At 42.5% G+C, this 24229-nt stretch carries 13 protein-coding genes; 8 read left to right on the plus strand and 5 right to left on the minus strand.

The annotated features are described in order from the left end of the window. Nucleotides 1-283: 283 nt before the first annotated feature. The 3 genes from ACVFI8_RS13180 to ACVFI8_RS13190 are packed head-to-tail and all read left to right on the plus strand — an operon-like array spanning nucleotide 284 to nucleotide 4645. Nucleotides 284-1000, plus strand: a complete 717-nt coding sequence (locus tag ACVFI8_RS13180; protein ID WP_457871572.1) for a hypothetical protein — start codon at nucleotides 284-286, stop codon at nucleotides 998-1000. After that, nucleotides 945-2201 carry a hypothetical protein gene (locus ACVFI8_RS13185; RefSeq protein WP_457871573.1) on the plus strand — a complete coding sequence of 419 codons (1257 nt, stop codon included), beginning with the start codon at nucleotides 945-947 and terminating at the stop codon, nucleotides 2199-2201. Before ACVFI8_RS13180 ends, ACVFI8_RS13185 begins: the two co-directional genes overlap by 56 nt. Continuing rightward, nucleotides 2198-4645 (plus strand): site-specific integrase, encoded by a 2448-nt coding sequence (locus ACVFI8_RS13190; protein WP_457871574.1) that lies wholly within the window; start codon nucleotides 2198-2200, stop codon nucleotides 4643-4645. The genes ACVFI8_RS13185 and ACVFI8_RS13190 overlap by 4 nt, the downstream gene beginning before the upstream one ends. Before the next feature lie 254 nt (nucleotides 4646-4899). Here the strand turns inward: ACVFI8_RS13190 and ACVFI8_RS13195 are convergent, their stop codons facing one another. The 3 genes from ACVFI8_RS13195 to ACVFI8_RS13205 all read right to left on the minus strand — a co-directional run bounded on the left by ACVFI8_RS13195 (nucleotide 4900) and on the right by ACVFI8_RS13205 (nucleotide 7213). Further along, nucleotides 4900-5748, minus strand: coding sequence for an AraC family transcriptional regulator (locus tag ACVFI8_RS13195; protein WP_457871575.1), 849 nt, complete (start codon nucleotides 5746-5748; stop codon nucleotides 4900-4902). 76 nt (nucleotides 5749-5824) lie between these two features. Beyond that, nucleotides 5825-6139, minus strand: coding sequence for a PTS fructose-like transporter subunit IIB (locus tag ACVFI8_RS13200; RefSeq protein ID WP_457871576.1), 315 nt, complete (start codon nucleotides 6137-6139; stop codon nucleotides 5825-5827). Nucleotides 6140-6154: 15 nt separating this feature from the next. Further along, nucleotides 6155-7213 carry a PTS fructose transporter subunit EIIC gene (locus ACVFI8_RS13205; protein WP_457871577.1) on the minus strand — a complete coding sequence of 353 codons (1059 nt, stop codon included), beginning with the start codon at nucleotides 7211-7213 and terminating at the stop codon, nucleotides 6155-6157. A 309-nt stretch (nucleotides 7214-7522) separates the two neighbouring features. Here ACVFI8_RS13205 and ACVFI8_RS13210 point away from each other — a divergent pair, with 309 nt between their 5' ends. From ACVFI8_RS13210 to ACVFI8_RS13225, 4 genes are all read left to right on the plus strand, one after another. Beyond that, nucleotides 7523-7831 (plus strand): PTS fructose transporter subunit IIB, encoded by a 309-nt coding sequence (locus ACVFI8_RS13210; protein WP_152785627.1) that lies wholly within the window; start codon nucleotides 7523-7525, stop codon nucleotides 7829-7831. Between the two features lie 19 nt (nucleotides 7832-7850). Further along, entirely contained in the window at nucleotides 7851-10343 is a 2493-nt protein-coding gene (ptsP, locus tag ACVFI8_RS13215; protein WP_457871578.1) for a phosphoenolpyruvate--protein phosphotransferase, read from the plus strand. A 474-nt stretch (nucleotides 10344-10817) separates the two neighbouring features. Continuing rightward, complete coding sequence (locus tag ACVFI8_RS13220; protein ID WP_457871579.1) at nucleotides 10818-16793, plus strand: CBM35 domain-containing protein; 5976 nt, start codon at nucleotides 10818-10820, stop codon at nucleotides 16791-16793. 175 nt (nucleotides 16794-16968) lie between these two features. Beyond that, the gene (locus ACVFI8_RS13225; protein WP_457871580.1) at nucleotides 16969-18993 is read left to right on the plus strand and encodes a cellulase family glycosylhydrolase; all 2025 of its coding nucleotides are present in this window, start codon (nucleotides 16969-16971) and stop codon (nucleotides 18991-18993) included. Between the two features lie 28 nt (nucleotides 18994-19021). On the opposite strand, the gene ACVFI8_RS13230 is transcribed toward ACVFI8_RS13225, so the two are convergent. Further along, entirely contained in the window at nucleotides 19022-19327 is a 306-nt protein-coding gene (locus ACVFI8_RS13230; protein WP_457871581.1) for a hypothetical protein, read from the minus strand. 756 nt (nucleotides 19328-20083) lie between these two features. Then, on the minus strand, nucleotides 20084-21352 hold the full coding sequence (locus ACVFI8_RS13235) for an ABC transporter substrate-binding protein (RefSeq protein ID WP_457871582.1): 1269 nt from the start codon (nucleotides 21350-21352) through the stop codon (nucleotides 20084-20086). Between the two features lie 371 nt (nucleotides 21353-21723). On the opposite strand from ACVFI8_RS13235, the gene ACVFI8_RS13240 reads away from it, so the two are divergent. After that, the gene (locus tag ACVFI8_RS13240; protein WP_457871583.1) at nucleotides 21724-23733 is read left to right on the plus strand and encodes a cellulase family glycosylhydrolase; all 2010 of its coding nucleotides are present in this window, start codon (nucleotides 21724-21726) and stop codon (nucleotides 23731-23733) included. Nucleotides 23734-24229: the final 496 nt, after the last annotated feature.

Genomic DNA, 24229 nt, shown 5'->3' on the forward strand with positions numbered 1-24229 from the left:
TTTAAAACACAAAGTGCGCCGAGAATAAACCAGTCGGCCCTGCGCCGGCTAACAAACCAACATCCCTGCTGATGTTTCGTTGTTTATATGTCTTTCAATGAATCCATAAATAAACTAAAAACAGCATGAAATCCCACAGGTGGTTTAATAGGGCGTGCGCGATCAGAATAAATGTCTGCGAGTGAGGGGTGGGTAGAATTTTATTGTTTTTTTGTTTTTTTTAGAGAAATCGCCTTTAAAAGTTAAGCATTAACTAAGAGTTCAAAAGAAAAGGTAATTGATAATGAGCGAAAATGTAACTTCTACAGCCAGTTCTGAGCGCACAGCAGAGCTTGATAACGTTTCTAATTGTACAGAGCTGAATAAACCGATGGAAAAATATCTTTTCCATTATGCGCAAAAGATTGATTTCGGGGGGACAGTTGTAGAATCGATAACGCCTACTGTCATTGAATACGTAAAAGCAACAGAGGGAACGGCAAAACACACGGATTTTGTCGGTCATTTTGCGGCAGCATATGCTATGCAAAATACGGGTGGTGTTATCGCTAGAATCCCAAAAACCGTCACATTTTCACTCACCAAAGAAGACCGAATTTATTTAGAGTTCAAGTCGCTACTTCATTGCTCTGAATATAATACGATTTTGACATCTTTCGCCGCTTGGGTGCACATGCATCCTGAATTTATCTCTGGTATGAGTTCAGCCTCAGAGGCTGCTGCTCAGTTGAAATTGGCTATTGTCGGTATTCCTCGTCGCTCTATTTTAGTTATCTGTAAGAAATTAAAGAATGGCGAAACTAGTGCTTCATTGCGTAGTCATTTTGAGCGCATAGAAGAGCTGATGGTGAAGCTAAAATACCGGCCAACGCATGGGTTTGAGAAGGAGCAAAAAAACAAAATTGATAAACAAAAGGCGCTAGTAAAAAAAGAGGAGGGGGGCAATGAAGCTGCACAAGGAGCTAGCGACAAGAGCGCTACAGATAGCAGTGAAATCTAGCAAACCTGGAGCAGGTTTTTTAGCTGCAACGTTGCTTACCGGTTTAACAGGTAAGCTCTATTTCACACTATCGAATAACAGTAAAGCTATCGCTAATCATGAAGTGTGCAGTGGCTTGCACTTTATCTGCATTAATTGCAGAGCGATTGATTTGAAGCTGGATGCCGCACAAGAAAGCTCTCCGTTCGCAGGTGTTCAGCGAAAGGTTCGCCTTCGAATTCCACACTGTATTGGTGAAAAGCTACTGAAAGATATAGCGCAATTTAATTCATATGAAGATGCCAATAGGGCTGTGAGGGAACTGTTGAAAACTCATCAGTTCGCTCCGCATGTCACATGGCACCGCTTAGCTTTGAGAGCAAGTAAAACGCTACAAAAAGAGGGACTGGTCAGTGCGCAGCTCTACGGTTCGCAAACCGATACTAGTTATAGCGCAGACAATATGGCTGTAATTAAAGAAAAGCATCAAGCTATTATTTCTCGCTGGATTGATGCGCCAGAGCTGACAGTTTTGCATGAAGAGCCAATTGAAAATCACAGTGAATATTGGGGAACGCAAGGGGTTCTTAAACACGCTGAATTGAAACAGGTTTTGAAATATAGCCAATCCATGCTCAATAATGCACAGTTTGATTATGCCAAGGCTCCGTCTTTGCATGCTCGCATTGCACTTCATAATGCCCTTGCTTTAAGGTCCAACCTAATTTGGTATTTAGCTACAGCATCGAGACCGCTTGAAGATAAAGCCTTGAGGGCTTGTGATATTGATTGGGATTATCAGTGTGCATCATTACCAAACAAAAGCCGCTCAGGCATGCGAGTGATACCGCTTTGTCGTACAGCTATAAGTGTGTTATCTGAGTATGTGCGTTGGTGCGAGTCACTAACTGGAACCATGGCAAACCTTGTTGCTGATTCATTGAACTCTAAAGTGCCACTTTTTGGCCTTTTTAATTTCAAAGGACTATCTGTCACCTACATCCCGCTTGTACCTAGGGTGAGTGCTTCTAGATATTTTCAGGGAGTCAAGGCTCCTTCTAACTGGTCAAGAAAAACCACTATTGATTATCTCTGGCCCCGCTTTCATGGTTCACCGGCCTTTGATGCTTTTATTGATCACAATAAAACACAAGCTAGCGTTAGTGAGATGAAAGAAATAGCCGATGCAATAGAGAGTTGGCTTATCAAGCTGATGCTATGAGTTTTAGTGCTACTCACTTAACGCAAGCTAACCAGTACATAAGTAATGCGTTGAACGCCTCTGAAGTCAGACCGGAGGAGGTGCTCTGCGCTCTTGGTTTATCGCTGGTGGTTAATGGCGGTGTACTACGATTTCCACTATGGCGAAGGCTGATGGAGCAGATAAAAAACAAAGCTTCACTCGAGGTTTGTCAATCAACGATATGGCTACCGTATACAGGGCATCCCGTTTTAAATGAGCTAGCCAACATGCGTAACGCAGACAAGAGCGAGCAATTCATAGAGGGACGATGGTATCCCGATAATGTGTCACTGAGTTTATTGCTGGCTTTGCATAAACAACAGGGGGAAATCGATAATAGCGAGGATATAGATTGGCATTCTATCCAGAAAAAATCTGGCATTAAATTCAGCTTTAGGCAGCTTAGTATTGATGTGCGACAGTGCTGGATGCGCCGCCCCGATAATACGTTAACTGAGAGTCTTGTGAAGGTTATAACAGGTGAGTACCCCACAGCCCCACTTGACCACGCTCGGCACCGTGTTTGGATTACCGGCAATGAAGAGGTGTTGCTAACACGTCGCTTTAGTGTTGATGAGGGGGAACCTGATGCTGAGCTCAATCTTACAAATGCAGAGCAGCTTGCGAGGCATGATTTAAAGCTGATTAAATCCTGCTTTAGGAAATACCAAGATAATGCCGAAAAGTATAACACTCGCACCAATGCCGCCAAGCTGGTCAAGCAAGTGCTACCTCAGCTCTCTGCGCCGGGGCGCTGTATCGCCGCTTGGCTTAGCTGGAAAATAACCGAGGGCAGAAAAGTTCTGGTATCCACAGCTCAAAAATATGCGGTATTACTCGGTGAAGAGTGTTTCCACTTACTTGCGGGAATAATCGAAGAATCCGAAGGCTCTGTGGCTGACTTAATTAATGAAAATATCCCCGCCCTTCGAGAACGTTTAGATGAGCTTTGTGGGGGAGGTGTCGCTGAAGATAGAGTGCAATGTATACGCCGCTTTTTAAATGACTTGCACTCACTCAGTGATGAGAAAAACAGCACTAAAAGACCATTTAGAGGGGCGGCATTTGCCGCCAAATTTGTCAACGCAGGGCTGATGAGCCGTGGTCAGTTTTGCAAAATTCTTCGAATCCAACCTGGAGGCATTGGGCCTCTCGAGTGGTGGTCGTGGCTATCAACCTTGCGCCAGCAAGGCTTACGCTGTGGGGAGCTCAGTTTAATCAAGCCTGCGGATGGGGAGTTCTATACCGACGGCCTGCTTGAAACGCATATCCACGGACGAGTTAAAACGCGCTCGGCTAATCGTTTGGTTACAACGCAGGATGAATGTGTAAAGCTCTTCTATGCTATGCGCAAATGGCTCTTGTCTAAAGATACTAGGCTATTAATGCCATTAGGAGGCTACAAGGGGGAAAGATCTATTGTTTCAAAAGTGGTTAATGAGGTTATTAATCAAGTTCTAGATGATGAAGATATGGTCGCCCATACACTCCGGCATACTTATGCCAGCGAAGCATTTGAAGATATTTTAGATAGTTACTCTTTCGCAACATTTAAACTAGAGGAGAGGCTAAGCGAGCTGTCGACAAAGTTGGGGCACAGTTCGATAGCGGTGACCTTTGCTAGCTATATACACAATAGTGACAGCCTCATTGCAAAACGCTTAAATGCTATGACAAAGCCTTTAACGGCAGAGCAGATGGCTGCATTAACTCACACTCGCTTTATTTCTTCAGCTAAATCAAATCAAATGAAAATAAACGATCAGCGCAAGCAATTGATGAAAGCATTCCGTCTCGATACTGTTATTGTTCACCAGCACAGGCAAGGGCGAATGGCGCTAGAGACTCCACCGATTAATGATGTCTCTCATTTAATTGCTGTATTTAATGCGTTAACGTTGCCGCCGTTTTACAAAGAGGAAAAACAATGGTTGGAGCAGAAGTTACGGTATGTATATGAAAGCTTTCCAAACTTAGATAAATCGAGCAAAGCTTGGGGGGTGAGCACGCCTAGATCAAAAGCAGATTCAACGTTGTTTGAGCATGTGTTCGTTAATGCATTAATGCTGCTTCAAAGAAAACCAACCGCAGAGCTTGATCTGTTCACGTTAATAAAGTGCTATCGTGTTAACGCGAGTCCGAACGGTTTCTATTGCTGCACACTTAAAGAAGCGAGAGGAGTGCTGAAGTGGCTCGCTCGCTTATTACCTGCTGATACTGAACTAAACATTAAAGTCGTTCCATGCGAACACGCTTTGATTTATCACAGTGAGTGGCAACGAGCGCTGAACGGGTTTGCTTTGAACCCCGAAGGGGCAACAAAAGGGGAGTTGATGATCCAAGTTTGCTCAAAATTGGGTAACAACAGTAGTTCAGGAATGCTCCCAGCGCTAACATGTATTGCTCTTCATTTGCTAGAGTAACGTCCCCCCCTCCGCAATCTGTGTATGTAGTTTTTAAGCATTGACTGAGCAAAAGAGGCGCTAATGCTGCGCGTTTTTTGATCCTATTTGACGCAAAATAGGTACATAGCGTGGTTCGCAGCGTTTTGATATTTATTAAAGATTGACTGTATTTATTTTTAAAAAGACAAGAGTGGTTATGTAAAAAATCTTTTTAAACAATGGATTAGAGTGTTGCGTTTGAAATTGCAAAATTATAATTACGCTTTATTGATTCAATTCAACCTGTATTGGGTTGGAGTTTTTCCAGTTTTGGACTTAAATACTCTGCAGAAATAGTTAGGGTCTTGAAACCCTGATCGGCGAGATATTTCATCAAGTTTAAAGGGGTAGTTTTTTAGCAAAAACTTAGCCCGTTCTAGTCTTACCCAAGAAATGTAATCAGCAAATCGCATATGCCCTTCTAGTCTAAAAACTCTTGATAAGTGGCTGGCTGAAACATTGAAACGTGTCGCTACGGTGTCTCGGGTAATATTTTTATGAAAGTTCTCTTGCACGTAGATACAAATGCTTTTGTAAAGCTCTTCACTGCGGTTCTTCACTTTTAACTTTGGTCTATCTACTAGAGTTTTCGATGCCCCTACCAGAGCTAAAATTAGTGCTTTTTGAGTAACCGTATTGTCTGATGGTTCTTGGTAATTAAGAGCTGTTAGTGCGGCTAGAATATGCTCTACTGGGCTACTAGGATGGCGTGGAACGCTATGCTTAATAACATCGTAGAACCCTTCATCACTAGCATGCTTACTCACTAAGCTAAAACCTAGTTGGCTTTTACCAAATAGTAAGCTCAAGACAGAGCATTCGTGCTGCCAATTGGGTTTATTCCAAGCATTGGCGGGGATGAACAACGCGTCACCGGCCTTTAAGTTTGTATGTATTACTCTACCCGTGCTGTCTTCAATGGCGTTTTCATAGTTGCCTTTAAATACTAACTCCAAACGAGGAAAGCTTACCTGGTAGCATTCTTCAGGCGGGGAGTTATGACCACTTGCACAATAAACATTAGCAAGTGATGTTGGTTCACTTAATATTGCATCAAATAGAAAGGTAAAAGTATTTGGCATAGTTATAACGAAAGCTAAATCGTAACGTTATCATGAATTGTGGGGTTTAAACGAGTTAAACCCCACAAAAGCAGTATTATTGTGTTGTTAGATGTTTTTCTATCTTTTCCATTATTTGTGGTGCTTTTTTTACTGCATCAGCAACGCCAACTCTTACAATTTTTTTGCCTTCAAATCGCTGTTCATTCTTAATGGCGATGTCTTTGGTGAGAATAATGATGTCGGCCTCTGAAATTTCTGAGGTGCTAATTTCATTCTCAATCCCGATTGAACCTTGGGTTTCTACTTTTATTTGCCAGCCCTTTCCTTTCGCTGCTGTTTCTAGAGCTTCTGCAGCCATGTAGGTGTGTGCCACGCCTGAAGGGCAAGATGTTACTGCTAATAGTTTCATGGTGTTTCCTTTGAGTTAGTCGAATTCTAGTTCTAGTGAGTCATCGACTTTGGTGTTATTGCTAGACTCTGATTGTTCAGTAATTGGTTTCTTAAGGCTGTTTACCATTACAGCTGTCACCACAGCACCTGCTAATGTTGCTAGTAGGTAGTACATTCTTCCATCGACCACCGGCAGAACAATTAGCCCGCCCCAAGGCGCATGGTTGGCTACGTTAAACATGAACGCAACGACGTTGCCTACCATTCCGCCAACCACAATGGATGGAATTACGCGAATTGGATCTGCAGCCGCGAAGGGAATTGCGCCTTCTGTAATACCGATACAGCCCATAATGCCTGCGGCTTTTCCGGCCTCTTTTTCTTCTGCAGAATAGCGTTTAGGTGACAATAGGGTTGCTAAGAACATTCCTAGAGGAGGTACACAAATTGCGACGCCTACACCACCCATAAGTTGCGGATTTTCGAATACTTGCGTTTGAGCAAATAGGGTTGCTACTTTATTAATTGGGCCGCCCATGTCGAATGCGGTCATGCCGCCTAAGATCATACCTAATACCGCTTTTGAAGCACCAGCCATGCCTTGCAGCCACTCGTTTAAGTTGGCCATGGCGAGTGCGATGGGGCCTCCGATAACCCAAATGACTAAGCCGGATACGATGAAGGTGCCACCAATAGGTAAAATAAAGTATGTCGATAAGGCTCTAAGCTTGGTAGATAGTGGGATCTTTTTAAGGTAGAGCACTACGTAACCCGCTAAAAAGCCGACGATAATGGCACCTAAGAACCCAGCACTAACTTGGTTTGCTAGGTAAGCGCCAATCATACCTGGTGCTAGGGCGGGTCTATCTGCGATTGAGTAGGCAATATAGCCGCCTAATACAGGTATAAATAGAGTAAAACCAGCAATACCCATATCCCATATGCCGGTGAGTAACGCGCCTTCAGGTACAGCACCTTCACCATTTAACATTACCGATAATGCGAGTAGCACACCGCCGGCAACAATAAATGGCAGCATATGGCTGGTACCTGTGAGCAAGTGCCTTTTTAGTTCCGATATTTTGTCTTTCATTTTGTCACTCCATGTTTTTATTTAGAGGGATGTATTCCCTTGTTGTTTTTCTAAACAAATTATCTGCAGCTGAGCGCACGCTTAAAATGAGAGAATTGAGGCTTAAACTGGATTTTTGTAGCAGAAAGAAAGGGCTGTGATAGAGGTCTCAGTTGCTTTCGTATCGTTACCATTTAGCTATGTGGTGATCTGGTTCACAAGGTGTGTTTTCGGATACAAATGTCCAGTTTTTAGCAACTAAATCCTGTTTAACTTGCTTAAAATTTGACGAATAGTGAGCACCATTACGCAAGCAATTTAGGACGACTAATGAATGTTGTAGCTATTACTGCCTGTCCAACTGGTATCGCTCATACCTATATGGCAGCAGACAAACTGGTAGAAACTGCAAGGAAGCTGTCGATTGGTATTAAGGTGGAGACTCAAGGTGCAATGGGAGTGGAGAACAAGTTGACTCCTCAGGATATTTCCCATGCTGATGTAGTGCTAATCGTGGCAGATATTCGCATTCAAGGTGCAGCTCGTTTTGATGGGAAACCGCAAGTTAACGCCAGCATTCAAGAATCTTTACAGCAAACACAAAAGCTTATTTTGCGTTGTAAATCCATGGTTTCTTAAGGTAGATAAGGTAGTAAAAATGTCTTTCCAACAACAATTTAAATGTGTGCTGCCCAATGGTATTCATGCGCGACCTGCTAGTTTATTAGAAAGTGTTTGTAACCCGTATTGCTGCGATATTAGTTTGCATAATCTACGAAATGGCAACGTAGGGAATGCAAAAAGTATGTTGAGTTTAGTGGGCACGGACACACTCTTAAACGATGAGTTTGTTTTAAAGTTTGAGGGAGAAGATAGCCAAACGGCTATGCTAGCACTGATTCAATTTATGAATGAGCGCTTTCCATATTGCGATGACGACATCGCGCCAGTAGAAGTACAGCGAGCGATACCTGTTCCGCAATCTTTGTCGCGGCACAAGCCTTTTTTGTTGCACGGAAAATCACTAGTTAACGGCATTGCTAAGGGAAAGCTAGTTGCGAGTTCTGAGGCTGATCTGAGTTTGTTTTTGAATCACTCATCAGATCAAGGTGAGGCATCCTTCCAGAAAGTGCATAAAGCTGTAGTAGCAGAATTAGAGGCTGAGAAGTTGCAAGCCTCTGGTAAAGAGTCTGAAATTCTGGCAGCGCACATATCTATTTTAAAGGACCGAGAGTTTCTCGCTTATATAGAGGAGCAGCTGGTTCATCAACCTCTCGCTCATGCCGTACTAGCCGCCTTAGAAAGATTTAAAACAATGCTGGAGAGTTCAGACAGTCAGTACCTTCGAGAGCGAGTATTGGATATTAAAGATGTTGCTTTGCGCTTGCTAGTGAACGCTTACCCAAATGTGAATATTGAGCAGCAAAGTCAACTGAGTGAGGCCACCATATTACTTGCTCATGAATTAACACCCTCACAGTTTTTAGCGCTTGATAAGCGCTACTTAAAAGGGCTGGTTTTAAGCGATGCTGGTAGTACTTCCCACACTGTTATTCTTGCTAGGGCTTTTGATATTCCTACCTTGGTGAATGTTGATTACGAGTTATGTCATGCAGAACTCAACTCGCAGGTGTATTTGGATTGTTTGTTAGGCGTGGTTGCTATTAAAGCCGACGATAATGTCAGCGTTTATTTTGAGCGGGCGTTGAAGTTGCAGCAACAACAAAAACAACGGTTTAGCGAGCATACTGACAAACTAGCAATGACTACTGACGGTCATGAGGTAGAGATAGCAGCGAATATCGCGTGTTCAATAGAGGTTGCTACAGCTATAAAAGGCGGGGCTCAAGGTGTAGGGCTTTTTAGAACAGAAATGCTCTTCATGGACCGGAGTGAAGCGCCAAGTGAACAGTGTCAGTATCAAGAGTACCGTGAAGCGTTAATTGCAGCTAAAGGTAAGCCAGTTATTATTCGTACAATGGATATTGGTGGTGATAAACCACTCGACTATTTAAACCTACCTAAAGAAACCAACCCGTTTTTAGGTTACCGCGCGGTAAGAATTTATCCTCAATTTCTCGAATTGTTTCATTCACAGCTTAGAGCGATTTTAAGAGCTGCTTGTCATGGGGCAGCCAAAATCATGATCCCGATGGTGCACAATGTTGAAGAGATTCGCTGGGTAAAGCAGCAGATTAGCCTAGTTGAAAAGCAGCTTAAAGAGGCAGGACTTGAATACAACAGCAGTGTTCCATTGGGAATTATGGTAGAGGTTCCTGCGACCGTGTTTATCATTGATAAACTTGCTCAAGAAGTTGAATTTTTCAGTGTCGGTTCTAACGACATGACGCAGTATTTGTTAGCTGTGGATCGAGATAATGCTGCGGTATCTTCGCTATACAATAGCTTGAATCCAGCGTTTTTAAGAATGTTGGGCCAAATTACTTTGGTTGCTAAGCAATTCGGTCGCTGGGTTGGAATGTGTGGTGAACTTGCTGCCGATCCTAAAATACTCCCTCTGTTGGTTGGGGCAGGCTTAGACGAATTAAGCATGAGCTCGCCAAATATAGCTAAAACTAAACAACAAATTGCCGGTTTGAATTTTTTTGAATGTGAGGCTTTATACCAACAAGCCTGCGAGTGCTCTACTCGGGCTGAAATAGAAAAGCTTCTGAGTGAAGCAGAATCTGAAAAAACGGAGCTACCACTGCTCGACGAGGCTTGTGTATTTACTCAGCTGGACGTGAAAAACAAAGAAGAAGCTATTCAAGCTTTAGTTGGGAATATTGGTGTGCTTGGTCGTAGTCAAAACGCACTATTACTGGAAGAAGATATTTGGGCTAGAGAAGAAATATTTTCTACCGGCTTGGGAAATGGTTTCGCTATTCCTCATACTAAATCAGACAATATAGAACACTCGACCATTAGCATTGCGCATTTAGATCATGCAATTAATTGGCATTCTGATTCGGGGGATGTTGATTTTATCATTATGCTTACTTTAAATAAGGCTCACAGTGACCAGCATATGCAAATTTTTTCTAAATTAGCGAGAAAACTAATTCATGAAGATTTTCGTGGTCAACTTAAAGCAGCAACTGAACCAAGTAAGATAATTACGATATTACAAAACGAATTATTCTCTAGTTAGTTATTTATCTAACCAAGCTTTGTAATTAAAAAGGGGGCTTTCGCCCCTTTACTCACCTGCGCTTCATAGTTAAATCATATACACGGCAGCTCAAAAATGAGTGGCCGCTTTTCGTATTTTTAACGAACTATTTTATAACAAAAATTGGATGTGATTTAGACAGTAAATTGTGTTTATGTCGTATAAATTGTGATTACCTCCCTTTCTTAGAGTTAAATACTAACAAAATCCTGTTTAGTAAATTTTTGTGATCTATGATCGAAACGTTACGATTTTTATTTGGTAGCGTATAAATAGTCAAATGAGCGGACTACAGATTGTTTTACCGCTGCAGTCATTGATTTAACTCAGGTCTTGGTATCTGAGTTTTATGCATCTAACCAATAGTGAATTGTTAATAAATAACCTTATCGATAAATCGTAACGTTATTTATTGGCTTGGTTTGTCCGAATTTAAGGAATAAAGAGGACCTGATGAAAATCAAAATAGGATATTTTTTGGTTATGGTCGCCCCTACAGCATGGGGAGCGAGCATTTGTGATTCAGCCAATTGGGATACTAACATTCAATACGAAAATGATGAGTTAGTAGTATTTCAAAATGCTGAGTACAAGGCCAAGTGGTGGAATAAAGCAACTACGCCTGATAAGTCTGATCAGTGGGGCGCCTGGCAGTGGTTACATGATTGTGAGCTAGCAGAAACTCCCCTGCCAAATCCCGGTATTCCCGCCAGTGAGTTTGTATTAGTTCCAGCTGATGCAGTTTTAGACGGCGCGGAGCTAAATGATAACGCGGTAAACTTGAAGAATGGTTTAGCAACTTGGCAAATGAATGTAGCCAATGCTGGTCAGTACGCTGTGGAGTTCGACTATCGCTCCCCTCATGGTGATAAAGCCAATACTTTTTTTGCAGGGAGTTACTCCGAGCAAGTTTTAACGCCACAGTCTAGCAGCACACAAACGCTGAGCTTTGACATAGACCTAGCGGCCGGCTCAAGCTTTATTGGTGTAAATGGCTCAAATGGAAACTGGGGTTACATTTTCATCGAGCAGGTTCGAGTTACAGCTAAGTCTACGCTGCTAACACCACCGCAATTGAGTCAAACTCAGATAGACTATGACTTAGCCAATAATGTCCCATTGGCCCTTAGCTTAAGTGCTGGAAGCTACCAACTTACCCATGTAACAATCAGCGATACTCAAGTAAGTGATTATAGTTTTGATGGTTCGCAGTTAGTATTATCAGCTTCATTGATGGCGACATTGAGTGAAGCAGAGCACAATGTCGAGTTAGTGTTTTCAGCTGAAAATGCCGAAGATATTGCTTTAAGCCTAATGCTCAATGTTAGTGATTCTGATACTAGTAATAATCAAACTTATACCTTAGTTCCAGCTGATGCAGTTTTAGGCGGCGAAGCTCGAATTACCAATGGTTCGGTTGATGTTAAACATGGTGTGGCAACTTGGTCATTAGATCTTGCTAGCTCTGGTAAGTACACCGTAGAGTTTGATTATCGCTCGCCCTATTCAGCTAAAACAAATGGCTTGTTCATTGGCGATTACCAAGAGCTCTTCACCTCTGAACACAGTAGTGAAAAGTTAACCCATTCTATTGAATTAGATTTGGCTGCTGGGCTAACTGAGTTGGGCGTTCAAGGAGAAGGCAACGAAGGCTACATTTTTATCGATGAGATAAGAGTGATCAGTGAAGGCCCTACACAGCCAGTTCCTGATAAACCCAGTACTAGTGTTAGTACTGTTAGTTTCGACTTAGCAAACCCGACTAGTGTAGATGTATCTGTAACTCCTGGGGACTACCAACTATCAGCGCTTATGGTGAATCAAAACCTTCTAAGTGCTGACCAGTACAGCTATGCAAATCAACAACTGATTCTAGCAAATAACTGGTTAGAGGGGCTAAGCCTTGGCCGTTACACTGTTAACCTAACTTTCAGTTTAGATAGCTATGCAGATCAACAGATAAGTTTCACCTTAAACGTTATCGACTCAGATAGGCCAAAGCCTGATTACCCTGGCTCTGAAGTCACTGACAGTACAAAAGAAAACTATGCTGATTATGCGGATACAATCGCTCATGTAGATCTTAACGACTACATCTCACAGCAAGATCAAGATAAGCAATTTGCTAGCTACGGTAACTTATATGATAAATCTCTTTACGCTACTGGCTTAGGTGAGGATGTTGGTATTGCCTGGGCTGGCTGGAATCCTGCTCACTACGAAGCAAATAAAGCCACTAAAATGGCGATTATCGACGAGATGAATATTAAGCGGGTGTCGTTCATTCCTACTTACTTCATAGATACCTACAGTGAGGGAGTACGTTGTGAGGATACAGCAAATACCTTAAGTGCGAGCAAACAAGTTGATTTACTTAACGAGTTGATGGGTAAAGGTGTGCGTATTAACTACCGCCCACATATCGACCCGATGAAGTTTTCATGGGTGCAGGCAAGCCCGAATGCTGATCCTGGGCAACTTAACTGGCGAGGTTTGTTCGATAAACTAGACCCAATGAGTGATGGCTATGTATGTATTGTTGATAAAGGTCTAGATATTCTGGAGCAGGTTTTAGCAAGCTCAGCATTGCCGCTAAAAGAACCCATTCGCTTTGATATTGGCGCCGAGTTGATGGAGTCAACTAAAAAGTTCCCTCATCGTTGGGTTGAGCTGGTAAATCATGTACGAGCAAGAATTGCAGCTAGTTCTGAGCTGCAAGCTAACGTCACTGTGAGTCATAACTTTAGTCATCACATTCAGTACTTGATGGAGATTGAAGAGCATCCAGAGTACTTTACGCGTATTGTTTCTGGGGATACTTTCCACAACTATCCAAACTTGCTGTTTGTTGATGATATGACTCAACAGCAACGTGCTGATTTGGCAGACTATATTCGTGCACTAGATATTGTGACGGTATCTCAGTACATGCCAATGGATGTTGTAAATCCTATCTCTGATCCAAAATCGACCAATGTCCCAACTACGGCTGAAGACGTAAAAGTTGCGCTGCAAAAACATGAGCAAAACTTTATTCAAAAAGTGTTAATGGGCAAACTGGGTATTGATAAAGATGACATACCTTCATTCCACCTTGGTGAATACGGAATGGGCATTAAAGGTTTGGTTACGCCTAATGTATGGGACGCAACCGCTGTAACCAATGAAGAAATGGTTAGCTATGAAGCTCATCAAGTACACGCTCAAATCGCAATCAATGGCTTACTGGCGTATATGCAAGATCCAGAAACCATTGCTAAATCATTGATGATTTGGGTAAGTGGTGCACCTTATGACGTGATTGGTTTCTATGAAGGAGATGGTCAAGGTTTAGATGTGGGTGATGCTGGGCATGGTTACCCTGGCAAAAAGCCTTATAACACCAATGCTGCCAATGACTTGAAGAGCTATTGGACGCAGTCTGGAAGTGTCGATCCAGATCCACAAACACCACCTAAAACTATTAGCTATCAAGGACAAGAGCTGTTTTTAAATGGGGTAAATGTTGCTTGGTTTAACTTCGCTAACGACATAGGTAATGGACTTGATGAAGCGTCTTTACGTGCTGCTTTGCAAGATGTAAAAGACTCCGGAGGTAATACGCTTCGTTGGTGGATGCATACTGATGGTGCTTATACACCTGCTTGGGAAATTGTTGATGGAAAAGCATTAGTTGCCTCACCGGGCGGAAGCTTTATTGCTGACCTGAAACAGGCCTTAGATATTGCTGCTGAATATGATGTTTACATCCAGCCAAGTCTTTGGTCGTTTGACATGTTGCGTTACAACGATGTACGTAATAATCCTGTTGCTAACAACTTTAGCTTGTTAAGTGACGATACAGTATTACAAAGTTATATCGATAATGCGCTTGTTCCTATGGTCAATACGCTAAATAGTCATCCTCAGCTGATTGCTTGGGAACTATTTAATGAACCTGAGAATATGACAGAAGGCTGGTTTACTGGTTTAGATGTAGTGAATCACTTTCCTAGCTTAAATCAGTTACAGCGAGTGCAAGCAAAAATGGCTGCCGCTATTCATCGCGCCGCAGAAGCTAATGGAGAAATTGCATTAGTAACAACGGGTTCTAAGTCGATGGGAAAATATAACTCAGATGTAGCTGGTGGTAGTAATTTGTATTCAGACGCAGCATTAATTAGTGCTGCCGATGGAGACCAACTGGCAACTTTCGACTTTTATCAGCCGCATTACTACAACAACGAAGGTAAAAATGGTGCGTGGTCGCCATTTCATCATGATGCAAAATATTGGGGCGTATCCAAGCCAATAGTATTAGGCGAATTTTACCTAACCGATTTAACTGTAAATGGTGAAACCCTAACTGCAGCTGATATGTGTAAGCGTTTATATGATAACGGCTATGCAGGAGCTTGGGGATGGCAGTGGAATAAATACCCTGAACAAGCCAAAGCTTGCATGGCTGGCGTATTGAGCGAGCCTGTTGACCCAACGGACCCAACGGACCCAACGGACCCAACGGACCCAACGGACCCAACGGACCCAACGGACCCAACGGACCCAACGCCGGTAGACCCTATAGAAACTACTCTGCTAAGTGGTACTGACGCAGCTCTAGAAGGTGATGCAGTATTAAGTGGCGCTGATGTTAGTTTGCAAGGTGCAGGCTCCAAAGCCAGCTGGCATTTTAGTGTGGCTGAAGCTGGCGAATATCAAATAACTCTGCACTACAGCGCACCACATGGGGCTAAATACAATACGGTGAACCTAGATGGTTTAGGCTCTAGTATAAACTTTAGCGCTGAGGCAAATGGCGAATACACTCAAACACTAAGCCTGGAAGCGGGAAGCCATGTTCTTGTGGCTGAGGTGTTAGGTAGTGATTGGGGCTACATTGACCTGCATGGTGTAAGCATCAGCTTAATGGGCAGTTTGAACATAAGCAGCCCTGCTAATTTAGCGCAATTGCCTTCTGGAAGCGATATTGAAATTGCATTTAGTAAGCGTGGTGAAGGAGCGGTTACTTACAGCCTAAATGGTGGTGACAGTGAGCTTTACTATGGTGATAGCCCACTTGTTATCGCTAATCAAGGAGACGGAGTATATCGTATCTCCTTGGGGCTAGAAGGCACTAAAATTAGTGAGTCATTAAGATTGAATGTTGGTGAAGTAGCAGTTAGCGCCTTTGTCGAAACTGATGGTACTAACTTCATCTTAGATGGAAAACCTTTCTACTTTAATGGTACCAACCAATACTACGTAATGTATAAGCCTGAGCCAATGGCCAAAGACTTCTTTGACCGTGCCGCTCATATGGGCTTAACTGTTGTTCGTACTTGGATGTTCTGTAACGATGACCGCACCCACGATGGCGTTTGCATCAACCTAGAAGACAACGGGCAGTTTATTTTAAGCATTCCGGAAGAACAACGTAGTGATAGTCAGAAGGCCATAATCAAGCGTAGTTTTGAGTTGTTTGACAACTATGTCGCATTGGCCGAAGAGCGTGGTATTCGCCTCGTTCTATCATTAGCTGACCATTGGGACTACTTTGGTAATGTGGATAGCTACGGCGGTTATGCAAGTGTGAGCGGGCGGGGAATATTTAAAGCCTTTATCACTAACTTGTTAAATCATACTAATGCGCTTACTGGCGTTAAGTACAACGAAGACCCAACTATTATGATGTGGGAACTGGCCAATGAACCGCGTATTGGTAGTGACTTAAACGGCTTCAAAGCGTGGGTAGACGACATTGCAGCACACCTAGCAGAACAAGCACCAGATCAGTTGCTATCAATTGGTATGGAATCATCGTTTGGTTTTGGAGGTTCGGGTGATGACTACGAGAACTTGAAAATCGTTAACGCTAACCCACACATTGACGCTATTAGTGCTCACTTATACCCAACATGGTGGAATATGAGTGACAATCAAACCTTGGATAACTTTGATAGCTTGGCTGCGTTAGCTACAGAACTCAATAAACCTGCCTATATTGGTGAATTTAGCTGGCCTGCTAATGTGATTCGCGCTAGCGACTCTGCTAATGATAAGGGTTATTCAACAGGTACCGTTGAAGCCGGCTTAGCCAAACGTACCCAATTATTCGAAGCTTGGTACGACAAGGCTTGGCAAAACAAAGATACTATTGCAGGTATGTTAAGTTGGCAATTATCAGGCCTAGAATGGGGCAATGGTAATGGTACTCCAGGTAGCTGTCAGTGGTGCTCTGGACCTTACGGTGAGTACTCGGGCGGTTGGACTGCCAATAATGACGGTTTCCAGTTCTACTGTGTAATGGATAGCTCCGAACTCTCTATTACTGGTGTCGGCGCACCTGGAAATAATGTAGAAGGAGATGGGATTCGCTTAGATTTACACGAGCCAGTTTGTGAGCTTATTCATACATACTCAGATATGTATAAACAGGCCTCAGGCATGTAACTGGTAACAAACAACGTATAATGATAAAGGCGCTTTTAGCGCCTTTATTACGTTCTAAATCACATTTTTCTCGTTTTCTTTTTTTTACTCTAAATAGCGTGTTTTTGCCAATGGATCGTAACGTTACGATTTGGTAGTGTTAACTAAGAGAAGTATTATTAAAAAAGGAATTTACATGGCGTTAAAGCGATTTATATTAAAGAATGCGGCTATTGGTATTTTGTCAATACTAGGCTTGGCGGCCTGCGGAAGTACTGCTACTCAGCATGAGGAGCCAGTGGTTTTGGTGCCTCAGGCAGAGCCTATCGCACAGTTCGTAAAGCAATCAGGCAAACAGCTTACGCTGTCAGGGCAGTCCTTTCGATTTGCTGGTGCAAGTAACTTCTATCTTCATCGCAGTGACAACGTAACGATCACTTCCTTTTTAGACGATGCAGAAGCTATGGGTCTAAACAGTGTGCGTATTTTTGGCTTTTTGGATGGTGAAGACTACAACATGAGTTTACAACCAGAGCTAGGTGTATTTAAAAAAGCTGGCCAAAAAGATGCTATAGAGCGTATTGATTTTATTGTTCATCAAGCCTCTATTAGAGGTATTAGGTTAGTGATTGTACTTACCAATAATTGGCCAGAATATGGGGGAATTCCTCAGTACGTTAAATGGTTGGCTTTAGAGAGTCACGATGAGTTTTTCAGCTCCAAGCAAGCCAAGGAGGCATACAAGAAGTACGCCGCTCACTTAATTGGTCATGTGAATCAGTATACCGGTAAACGCTATAGTGACGATCCCACGATAATGACTTGGGAACTCATTAATGCACCTCGAACCCAAGATACCAGTGGGCAACTGTTGGTTGAATGGGCTGATGAAATGAGCCGCTACGTTAAGTCTATTGCCCCTCAGCAATTAGTGGCGCTTGGCAGTGAAGGATTCTTTAATCGACCTGGTAACACAGATTGGAACTATAACGGTAGCGAAGGTGTTGATTGGGAGCGCCTAGTTCGTTTACCTAATATCGACTACGGAACTTTCCACCTTTACCCCGATTATTGGGAGAAAGCAGATGCTGAAGCTTGGGGGACGCAATGGATTGTAGAGCACGCCGAGGCCGCAAGCTTAGCTAATAAACCTTTTGTGCTGGAAGAGTATGCGATTTTAGCGAATGACATTAATAACCGTGATTTTGTTTACGACAAATGGCATAGAACGGCATACGAACATGGTGCATCAGGAACGATGGTATGGGGGCTGAACAGCTTTAAAGATGCGGCTAAGAAAACGCTTTATCCTGATTATGACGGTTATAGGGTACTTGCCGACCAGGGGCGTACACATCAACTATTGGCTCAGCACGCGCTGATTATGCGTGGGCTATTATCTGGCTATGAAGCACGCAGTTACATTACCATGCCTTCGCCATTACAGCGTATTGATAACCAGTGGTTAACGGTGAAAGCAAGTGTACTCGCTGATTCATCGATGGCTAACAGCATGGCGGTGCGAACGAGTGTTGATAGTTACGAGTTAGAGGGGCCAGATTCAGAGGGATACTACACTGCATATGTGGAACTCGATCCTAGTACCTTAGGCGAGCAGCAAATCTCGTTAGTAACCAAACTTGATAATGGCCAACACCTCAGTGACAAATCTTCAGTGTTGTACAACCCAACTGTAGTTGGTTATGAGCGAACTTTTACTTATGACTTCTCTAATGGATTGAAACAAGGTTGGCATAGTGATGGTGCTTGGCAAGCAAAATGGAATAAGCCAGCATTAACCATTAGTGATGATTTGGGTAAATCAATGCTGAAGCTCAATGGTGAGTTACCAGGTTTGGAAGAGTGGGAAGAGCTTAAAATTAGAAATAGCCGTATTCAAAATCTTAATCGCCAAGATCGTATTGTGTTCACTGCTTACATACCTGCTGATGAAACTGTTGTAGGTGGGGTTCGACCTTACGCTGCTTTAGCTGATGGCTGGGTAAAGTTGGGCATTGACCAATTTAGAGAGTCTGTTTTGTCGCTAGAAAAGGTGATTATTGACGACCAAATATATTACAAACAGCTAGTGGAAATTGAGCTAGGTAATACGGCCGGTAAGCAGCCAGATATTTACATATGTTTTGTGGGTGAAAAGTTGCCTTTAAGCAAACCAGTTTATCTTGATGACATACATTTTGAGAAAGCACTTTATAAATAGTTGATAGATAGCGACAACTAAAAAGCAGCTATTTATGGCTGCTTTTTTTATCTTTTTCAAAATTGACATTTAGCCCTGCACACAAGCTCGTATCAGAGCTGAATGCATCTAGGCAAAAGTGCATTAGTAAACCTTCATCTTTCATCGCGATTAAATGTGCAGTTAGTTCGCTTGCTAGAGCTTGGTGTTTGCTGTGGATATAGGGATAAATAGTAACTGAGTCTAAGCTACCCGAGTCCACGATATGATCTTTAAACTCTTCACTGTTTAATAGGTGACGAACACCGATATCTGCCTGTACAAACATATCAACGCGGCCATATTTTACTTTCAATAAACCTTTGCGTATCGACGTTACAGTACTTAGTTTGGAAGCCGATAGTACTTTCTCTAAATTCAGTTTGTTGATTAAGGCTCCTCTTTATACGCCACGGTTTAATCAGTATTTTTGAAGCTTTCCCAGCCACTATTTAGAATAGGTCTATTGGCAGTTGAGAGTACGCCTTAATGTTTATGTTATAGAGCGGGACTTCTATTCTGATTTGGTTTGGGAAAGCATCTTGATATTCATACACACGTCCAAATTGACCGTCTATAGATCCTACGGTGGCTTTTTTGGTTGCTCGTGCTTCAGGCAGAGAAGTAATAAGCAGAGGGATATCAAGGCGCCTGAACAACTCAGTATAGATTGCCGTAAGCCATTTCGACGCACTAGAGTTCTCTATTTGATTAGAATAAATTATAAACGGAGTAGACTCCGGACTGGCAGTTGAAGATGCCTCAGCAACGTTTATGTAAGTAGAAATGGACCAAACAAGCATAGAGTTTTCTTTATTATCATAGGCTACTCATGATCTCATTTTGTCGATGCGAGGATATGTTTGATACTGGTTTCTTTTAAGTTCTCGCAGAGGCTTCCAGTGTGGGGAGCTTGTCATTTGAGTGTAGTTCAGTATCGCCTTTTGTAAATACTGACTTAAAGGGTACAGAGGAGTAACGTTCTTTGCTGTTGCTGTTGCTGTTGCTGTTGCTTGAGGGGAAGGTAATTATTCAAAAGATAAAAGCCACCCGTAGGTGGCTTTTGAGAACGCTATTTCATTACGCGTTTTTTAGCACGGTTCCAACGACCGTCTAGTTTCTCTAATGCTTCATCAAAATTTGATGCTGTCATTACGTCTTGTACATAACCGCCAGAATAGAAATCAATCTGCGATCGGTTAGTCACTTCAATAAAGGTTGAAGAGTTAGTAGGGGTTTGAATTACTTTAGGGTTATAGCTCATGAATTCGTTTAGCTGAGGTAGCGTAGGCTCTTTAGCTTTGATTGTAGGGATGAAGCCTGCGACCTCATCAAAGTCCGACTCTTCTAGAAGAAATTCAATGTATGCTTTGGCTGCAGGTTTGTTTTTAGAGTGCTTACTTACCGCATAACCCCAGTCATGGTTCATTTGAGCTCGAAGTTCACCCGACTCACCGGCAGGAATAGGCATGAAACCAATCTTCTCGCTCTGGATGCCACGGTCGATGACTTGAGGAATAAACCAGTTACCTAAGTAGAACATACCTGCGTCGCCCTCGGCTAGCAGTGATTTAGACTCTTCCCAAGAATTGGTAATCAAATCTTTTTCAGTCCAACCTTTTTCAATCAGTGTTTTTAGTAGAGAAAGTGACTCGTGATAAGCGGTATCGCCAGAAAACGCTTTATCTTGAGTTAACATTTTCTCATATACTTCACCGTTACCTTCAGCAACAATTGGGTATTTATCCCATTGCTGTAGCGGCCACTGTGCACCAAAGTTCACGTAGAAAGGAATTTTGTCTAAAGCGGCAATTTTTTCAGATGCAGCGTATAGTTCAGACAAGGTTTTTAGAGGTACTTCTACACCCGCTTCGGCAAGCACATCTTTGTTGTACACAAGGCCTTCAACGGAGTTACCCATTGATACGCCGTAGTTTTTACCATCGTTAGACCAGGCATCATGAAAATAAACTTCATCAGGACCGTACATATCTAGAGGCTCGTAGAAATTGCCGTATTGCTCTGATGGTACCGAAGGCAAGATTAGTACGACATCGCCGTAGTCACCTGTGTTCATGCGTGGACGCAAACCACCTTTGTAATCGGCAAAACCGATGACTTTTACCGAAGTCACACCTGGGTGCATTTTCCGAAACTCTTTGGTGTAACGGTCATATACACCGGCTTCAACTAAATCGGTACGGTTGGTAAAGAAAGTGATTTCTCCTTTAATCTCTAAGTTCGTGAGGGGGTTACCCTCAGCAAATGCTTGAGCTCCAACTAAAACCCCACTGGCAATAGCTGACGCTAGTAGTGTTTTGGTAATGATTTTATTTTTCATGTTATAAGTCCTTTAATTCACTGAGGTGATCATATCTTGGTTATACGGAGATAACACCTTCCCCATCTCCTTGAACTAACCATAACGTTACGATTTGTGCATTTCAATTGACCGCTAATCATATCGTTAAGATACGTGAGGGTGATCACTCTATGTTTTATCATAGTGTTAACTGTGTTCGCCTTTACTGCCGAAATATGAGGGTTTGCCTATTGTTTGCAGGCATATTGTGACTACGTTCTCATTTATAAGATTAAAATCAGTTCAAATCGATAAGTTCGTCCTATTCATCAAATCGAAACGTTATCATTGGTGGTGAATAGTGACACAATGCCTTTGTCTGTTAGATGTAATTTAATAAGGATTTGATAATGAAGAAAACACTAACCTGGTTAGGCGCTGTTGGCCTCGGGGCCGCAATCTTAAGTGGGTGTGGTAGCACCTCGGGCGTTGCAGATACACCTGTCATAGCCGCTGAACCAATTGCTGATTTTGTCAGTCAATCCGGAGAACAACTGCTATTAAATGGCGAAGCTTTTCGGTTTTCGGGCACCAACAACTATTACATGCATTATGGTGACAACAAGGCTATAACTACTGTATTGGATGATGCGCAAAAAATGGGCCTTAATGTTATTCGTGTTTGGGGTTTCATGGATGGCATTAGCCATGGTCATACTATGCAACCTGAAATGGGAGTGTATAGCTCGGCTGAAGCTAAAAGCGGCTTAGAGCGTTTAGATTTCACCATCGCTGAAGCAAACAAACGCGGCATTCGCTTGGTGATAGCTTTAACTAACAACTGGGGAGACTTTGGTGGCATGCCTCAGTATGTTAATTGGATTAGTGGCGATCACCATGATGACTTTTATCGTGAAACTGAAGCTCGTGAGGCATACAAAAATTACGTTGCTCATATATTAGGCCATACCAACAAGTATACCGGTGTAGCTTACGTAGAAGACCCAACCATTATGACATGGGAGCTGGCCAATGAGCCGCGTGCCCAGTCTGATACTAGTGGTGAACTTCTATATGCTTGGGCAAAAGAAATGAGTAACTACGTTCGTGAGCTTGCTCCTAAGCAGTTAATTGCCTTAGGTAGTGAAGGCTTCTTTACACGCCCAGGCGAAGAAGATTGGGCGTATAACGGTAATGAAGGTGTTGATTGGGAGCGGATCTTAACTCTTTCTAATATTAACTACGGTACCTTCCATCTATACCCTGAGCACTGGGGTAAGCATAATGCTGAGCAATGGGGAACACAGTGGATTCTGGATCACATTGATGCTGGTAAAGTTGCTAATAAACCAGTGGTATTAGAGGAGTACGGGATTGGCGCAGCGGAACCGTTCAATCGAGATTTCATCTACGACAAATGGACTCGTACCGCATACGAAAATGGTGCTGCAGGAACCATGTTTTGGATTTTAAGCAGCTACGATAAGAGCGCTAGCGACAAACTATATCCTGATTACGATGGCTTCCGAGTACTTGCTGACGGTGGAAGAACCAATCAAGTTCTTACTCGTCATACTATGCAAATGTTAGGGCAACCGGTAGAGCTAAAAGACTCGGTTTACTTTACTTATCCTGTTGATAATTTGTCGGTAACTGACCAGACAGTAACGGTTCAAAGTTATGTGATGAGCTATAAAGAGCAACCTACTGAGTTACTACTACGCACTCCAACGGGTAACTACCCAATGGAAGACAATGACAAAGATGGCTATTACAGTGCAGAGATCAAAGTCGAAGATATTGGTTTTGGTGAGCAACAGTTAATTACCGTAGCAACAATGGAAAGCGGCAAACGTATTACCGACAAAATTACTGTTAAGTTTGATCGTCCTATAACGGGTTATAAAACGGGTCCTAGCTTTGACTTCTCTAGTGGTGATTTATTGGGTTGGCAAAAAGAAGGGACCTGGCAAGCCAAGTGGAAGAATCCTGCTTTAGAGATAAGCTCAGATTTAGGTTCGCCAATGCTTAAACTGAATGTAGTTTGGTCGGGTAAAAACGACTGGGAGGAACTTAAGCTACGCAATATGCGCATCAAGAACTTCCAGCAGCAAAATCGTTTCTCGTATGATTTATATATTCCAGTCAACGATGGGGACAAAGGTGGTGTTCGACCCTATGCTGCACTAGGGGATGGTTGGGTTAAATTGGGGGTAGATAAATACCGTCAGCAAGTATCTGATTTAGAAAAAGTAACTAAAAACGGTAAGCAGTATTATAAGCAAGAAGTAGTGATTGATTTGGGTGATATTGCTGGTAAAGCACCAGACATCTTCATTGCCGTTGTTGGTGATAAGCTTACCCTGGATGGTTCGGTGTATCTTGATAACATCCGTTTTGAAGAGGCCACTTACGACTAGTCTTTATATGTTCTAAGAAAATGTCAAACATAAAGTGAATAAAACCGAGCCTGAGGCTCGGTTTTAATTGTTTAAACTAGCCCGTTGAGCCTATGAGTCACTCATCTGTGAAATGTAATAAGCTAAAAACCTAGAGTCAGGAGTCTAATTAGCTAGCTCTCTATTTTTGGTAACGTTGCTATTTCTATCTTTTTTTAACTTGTTTCATTGGTATTTTCTTGCGTTACCATTTTGTGAAAAAAAAGAGCATGTTAAATTACATTGCGTTATTCCAGTATTCATGGGGCTTGGGATAGAGTGATCGTTTTCACATTTCGAAATTTCTGTATTCGTTTTATCTTGTAGAATGAAAATCGTAACGTTACCATTGTTTCGGTTGGCTGAGTTGTTGTTACTCTTAACTCTAGGATGTTTTAGATTTAATACTCCATGGGTCAAAGGTTATACCTTAATTTTTGCCTAACCTAAGAAGGCTAGTTTTTTTTAGCCAAGGAAA

This window comes from Agarivorans sp. MS3-6 (assembly GCF_054112545.1).

Bases quoted from the DNA above. Each gene is read 5' to 3' on its own strand.
- ACVFI8_RS13180 (WP_457871572.1), top strand. From the start codon at position 284: ATGAGCGAAAATGTAACTTCTACAGCCAGTTCTGAGCGCACAGCAGAG.
- ACVFI8_RS13185 (WP_457871573.1), top strand. From the start codon at position 945: ATGAAGCTGCACAAGGAGCTAGCGACAAGAGCGCTACAGATAGCAGTG.
- ACVFI8_RS13190 (WP_457871574.1), top strand. From the start codon at position 2,198: ATGAGTTTTAGTGCTACTCACTTAACGCAAGCTAACCAGTACATAAGT.
- ACVFI8_RS13195 (WP_457871575.1), bottom strand. From the start codon at position 5,748: ATGCCAAATACTTTTACCTTTCTATTTGATGCAATATTAAGTGAACCA.
- ACVFI8_RS13200 (WP_457871576.1), bottom strand. From the start codon at position 6,139: ATGAAACTATTAGCAGTAACATCTTGCCCTTCAGGCGTGGCACACACC.
- ACVFI8_RS13205 (WP_457871577.1), bottom strand. From the start codon at position 7,213: ATGAAAGACAAAATATCGGAACTAAAAAGGCACTTGCTCACAGGTACC.
- ACVFI8_RS13210 (WP_152785627.1), top strand. From the start codon at position 7,523: ATGAATGTTGTAGCTATTACTGCCTGTCCAACTGGTATCGCTCATACC.
- ptsP (WP_457871578.1), top strand. From the start codon at position 7,851: ATGTCTTTCCAACAACAATTTAAATGTGTGCTGCCCAATGGTATTCAT.
- ACVFI8_RS13220 (WP_457871579.1), top strand. From the start codon at position 10,818: ATGAAAATCAAAATAGGATATTTTTTGGTTATGGTCGCCCCTACAGCA.
- ACVFI8_RS13225 (WP_457871580.1), top strand. From the start codon at position 16,969: ATGGCGTTAAAGCGATTTATATTAAAGAATGCGGCTATTGGTATTTTG.
- ACVFI8_RS13235 (WP_457871582.1), bottom strand. From the start codon at position 21,352: ATGAAAAATAAAATCATTACCAAAACACTACTAGCGTCAGCTATTGCC.
- ACVFI8_RS13240 (WP_457871583.1), top strand. From the start codon at position 21,724: ATGAAGAAAACACTAACCTGGTTAGGCGCTGTTGGCCTCGGGGCCGCA.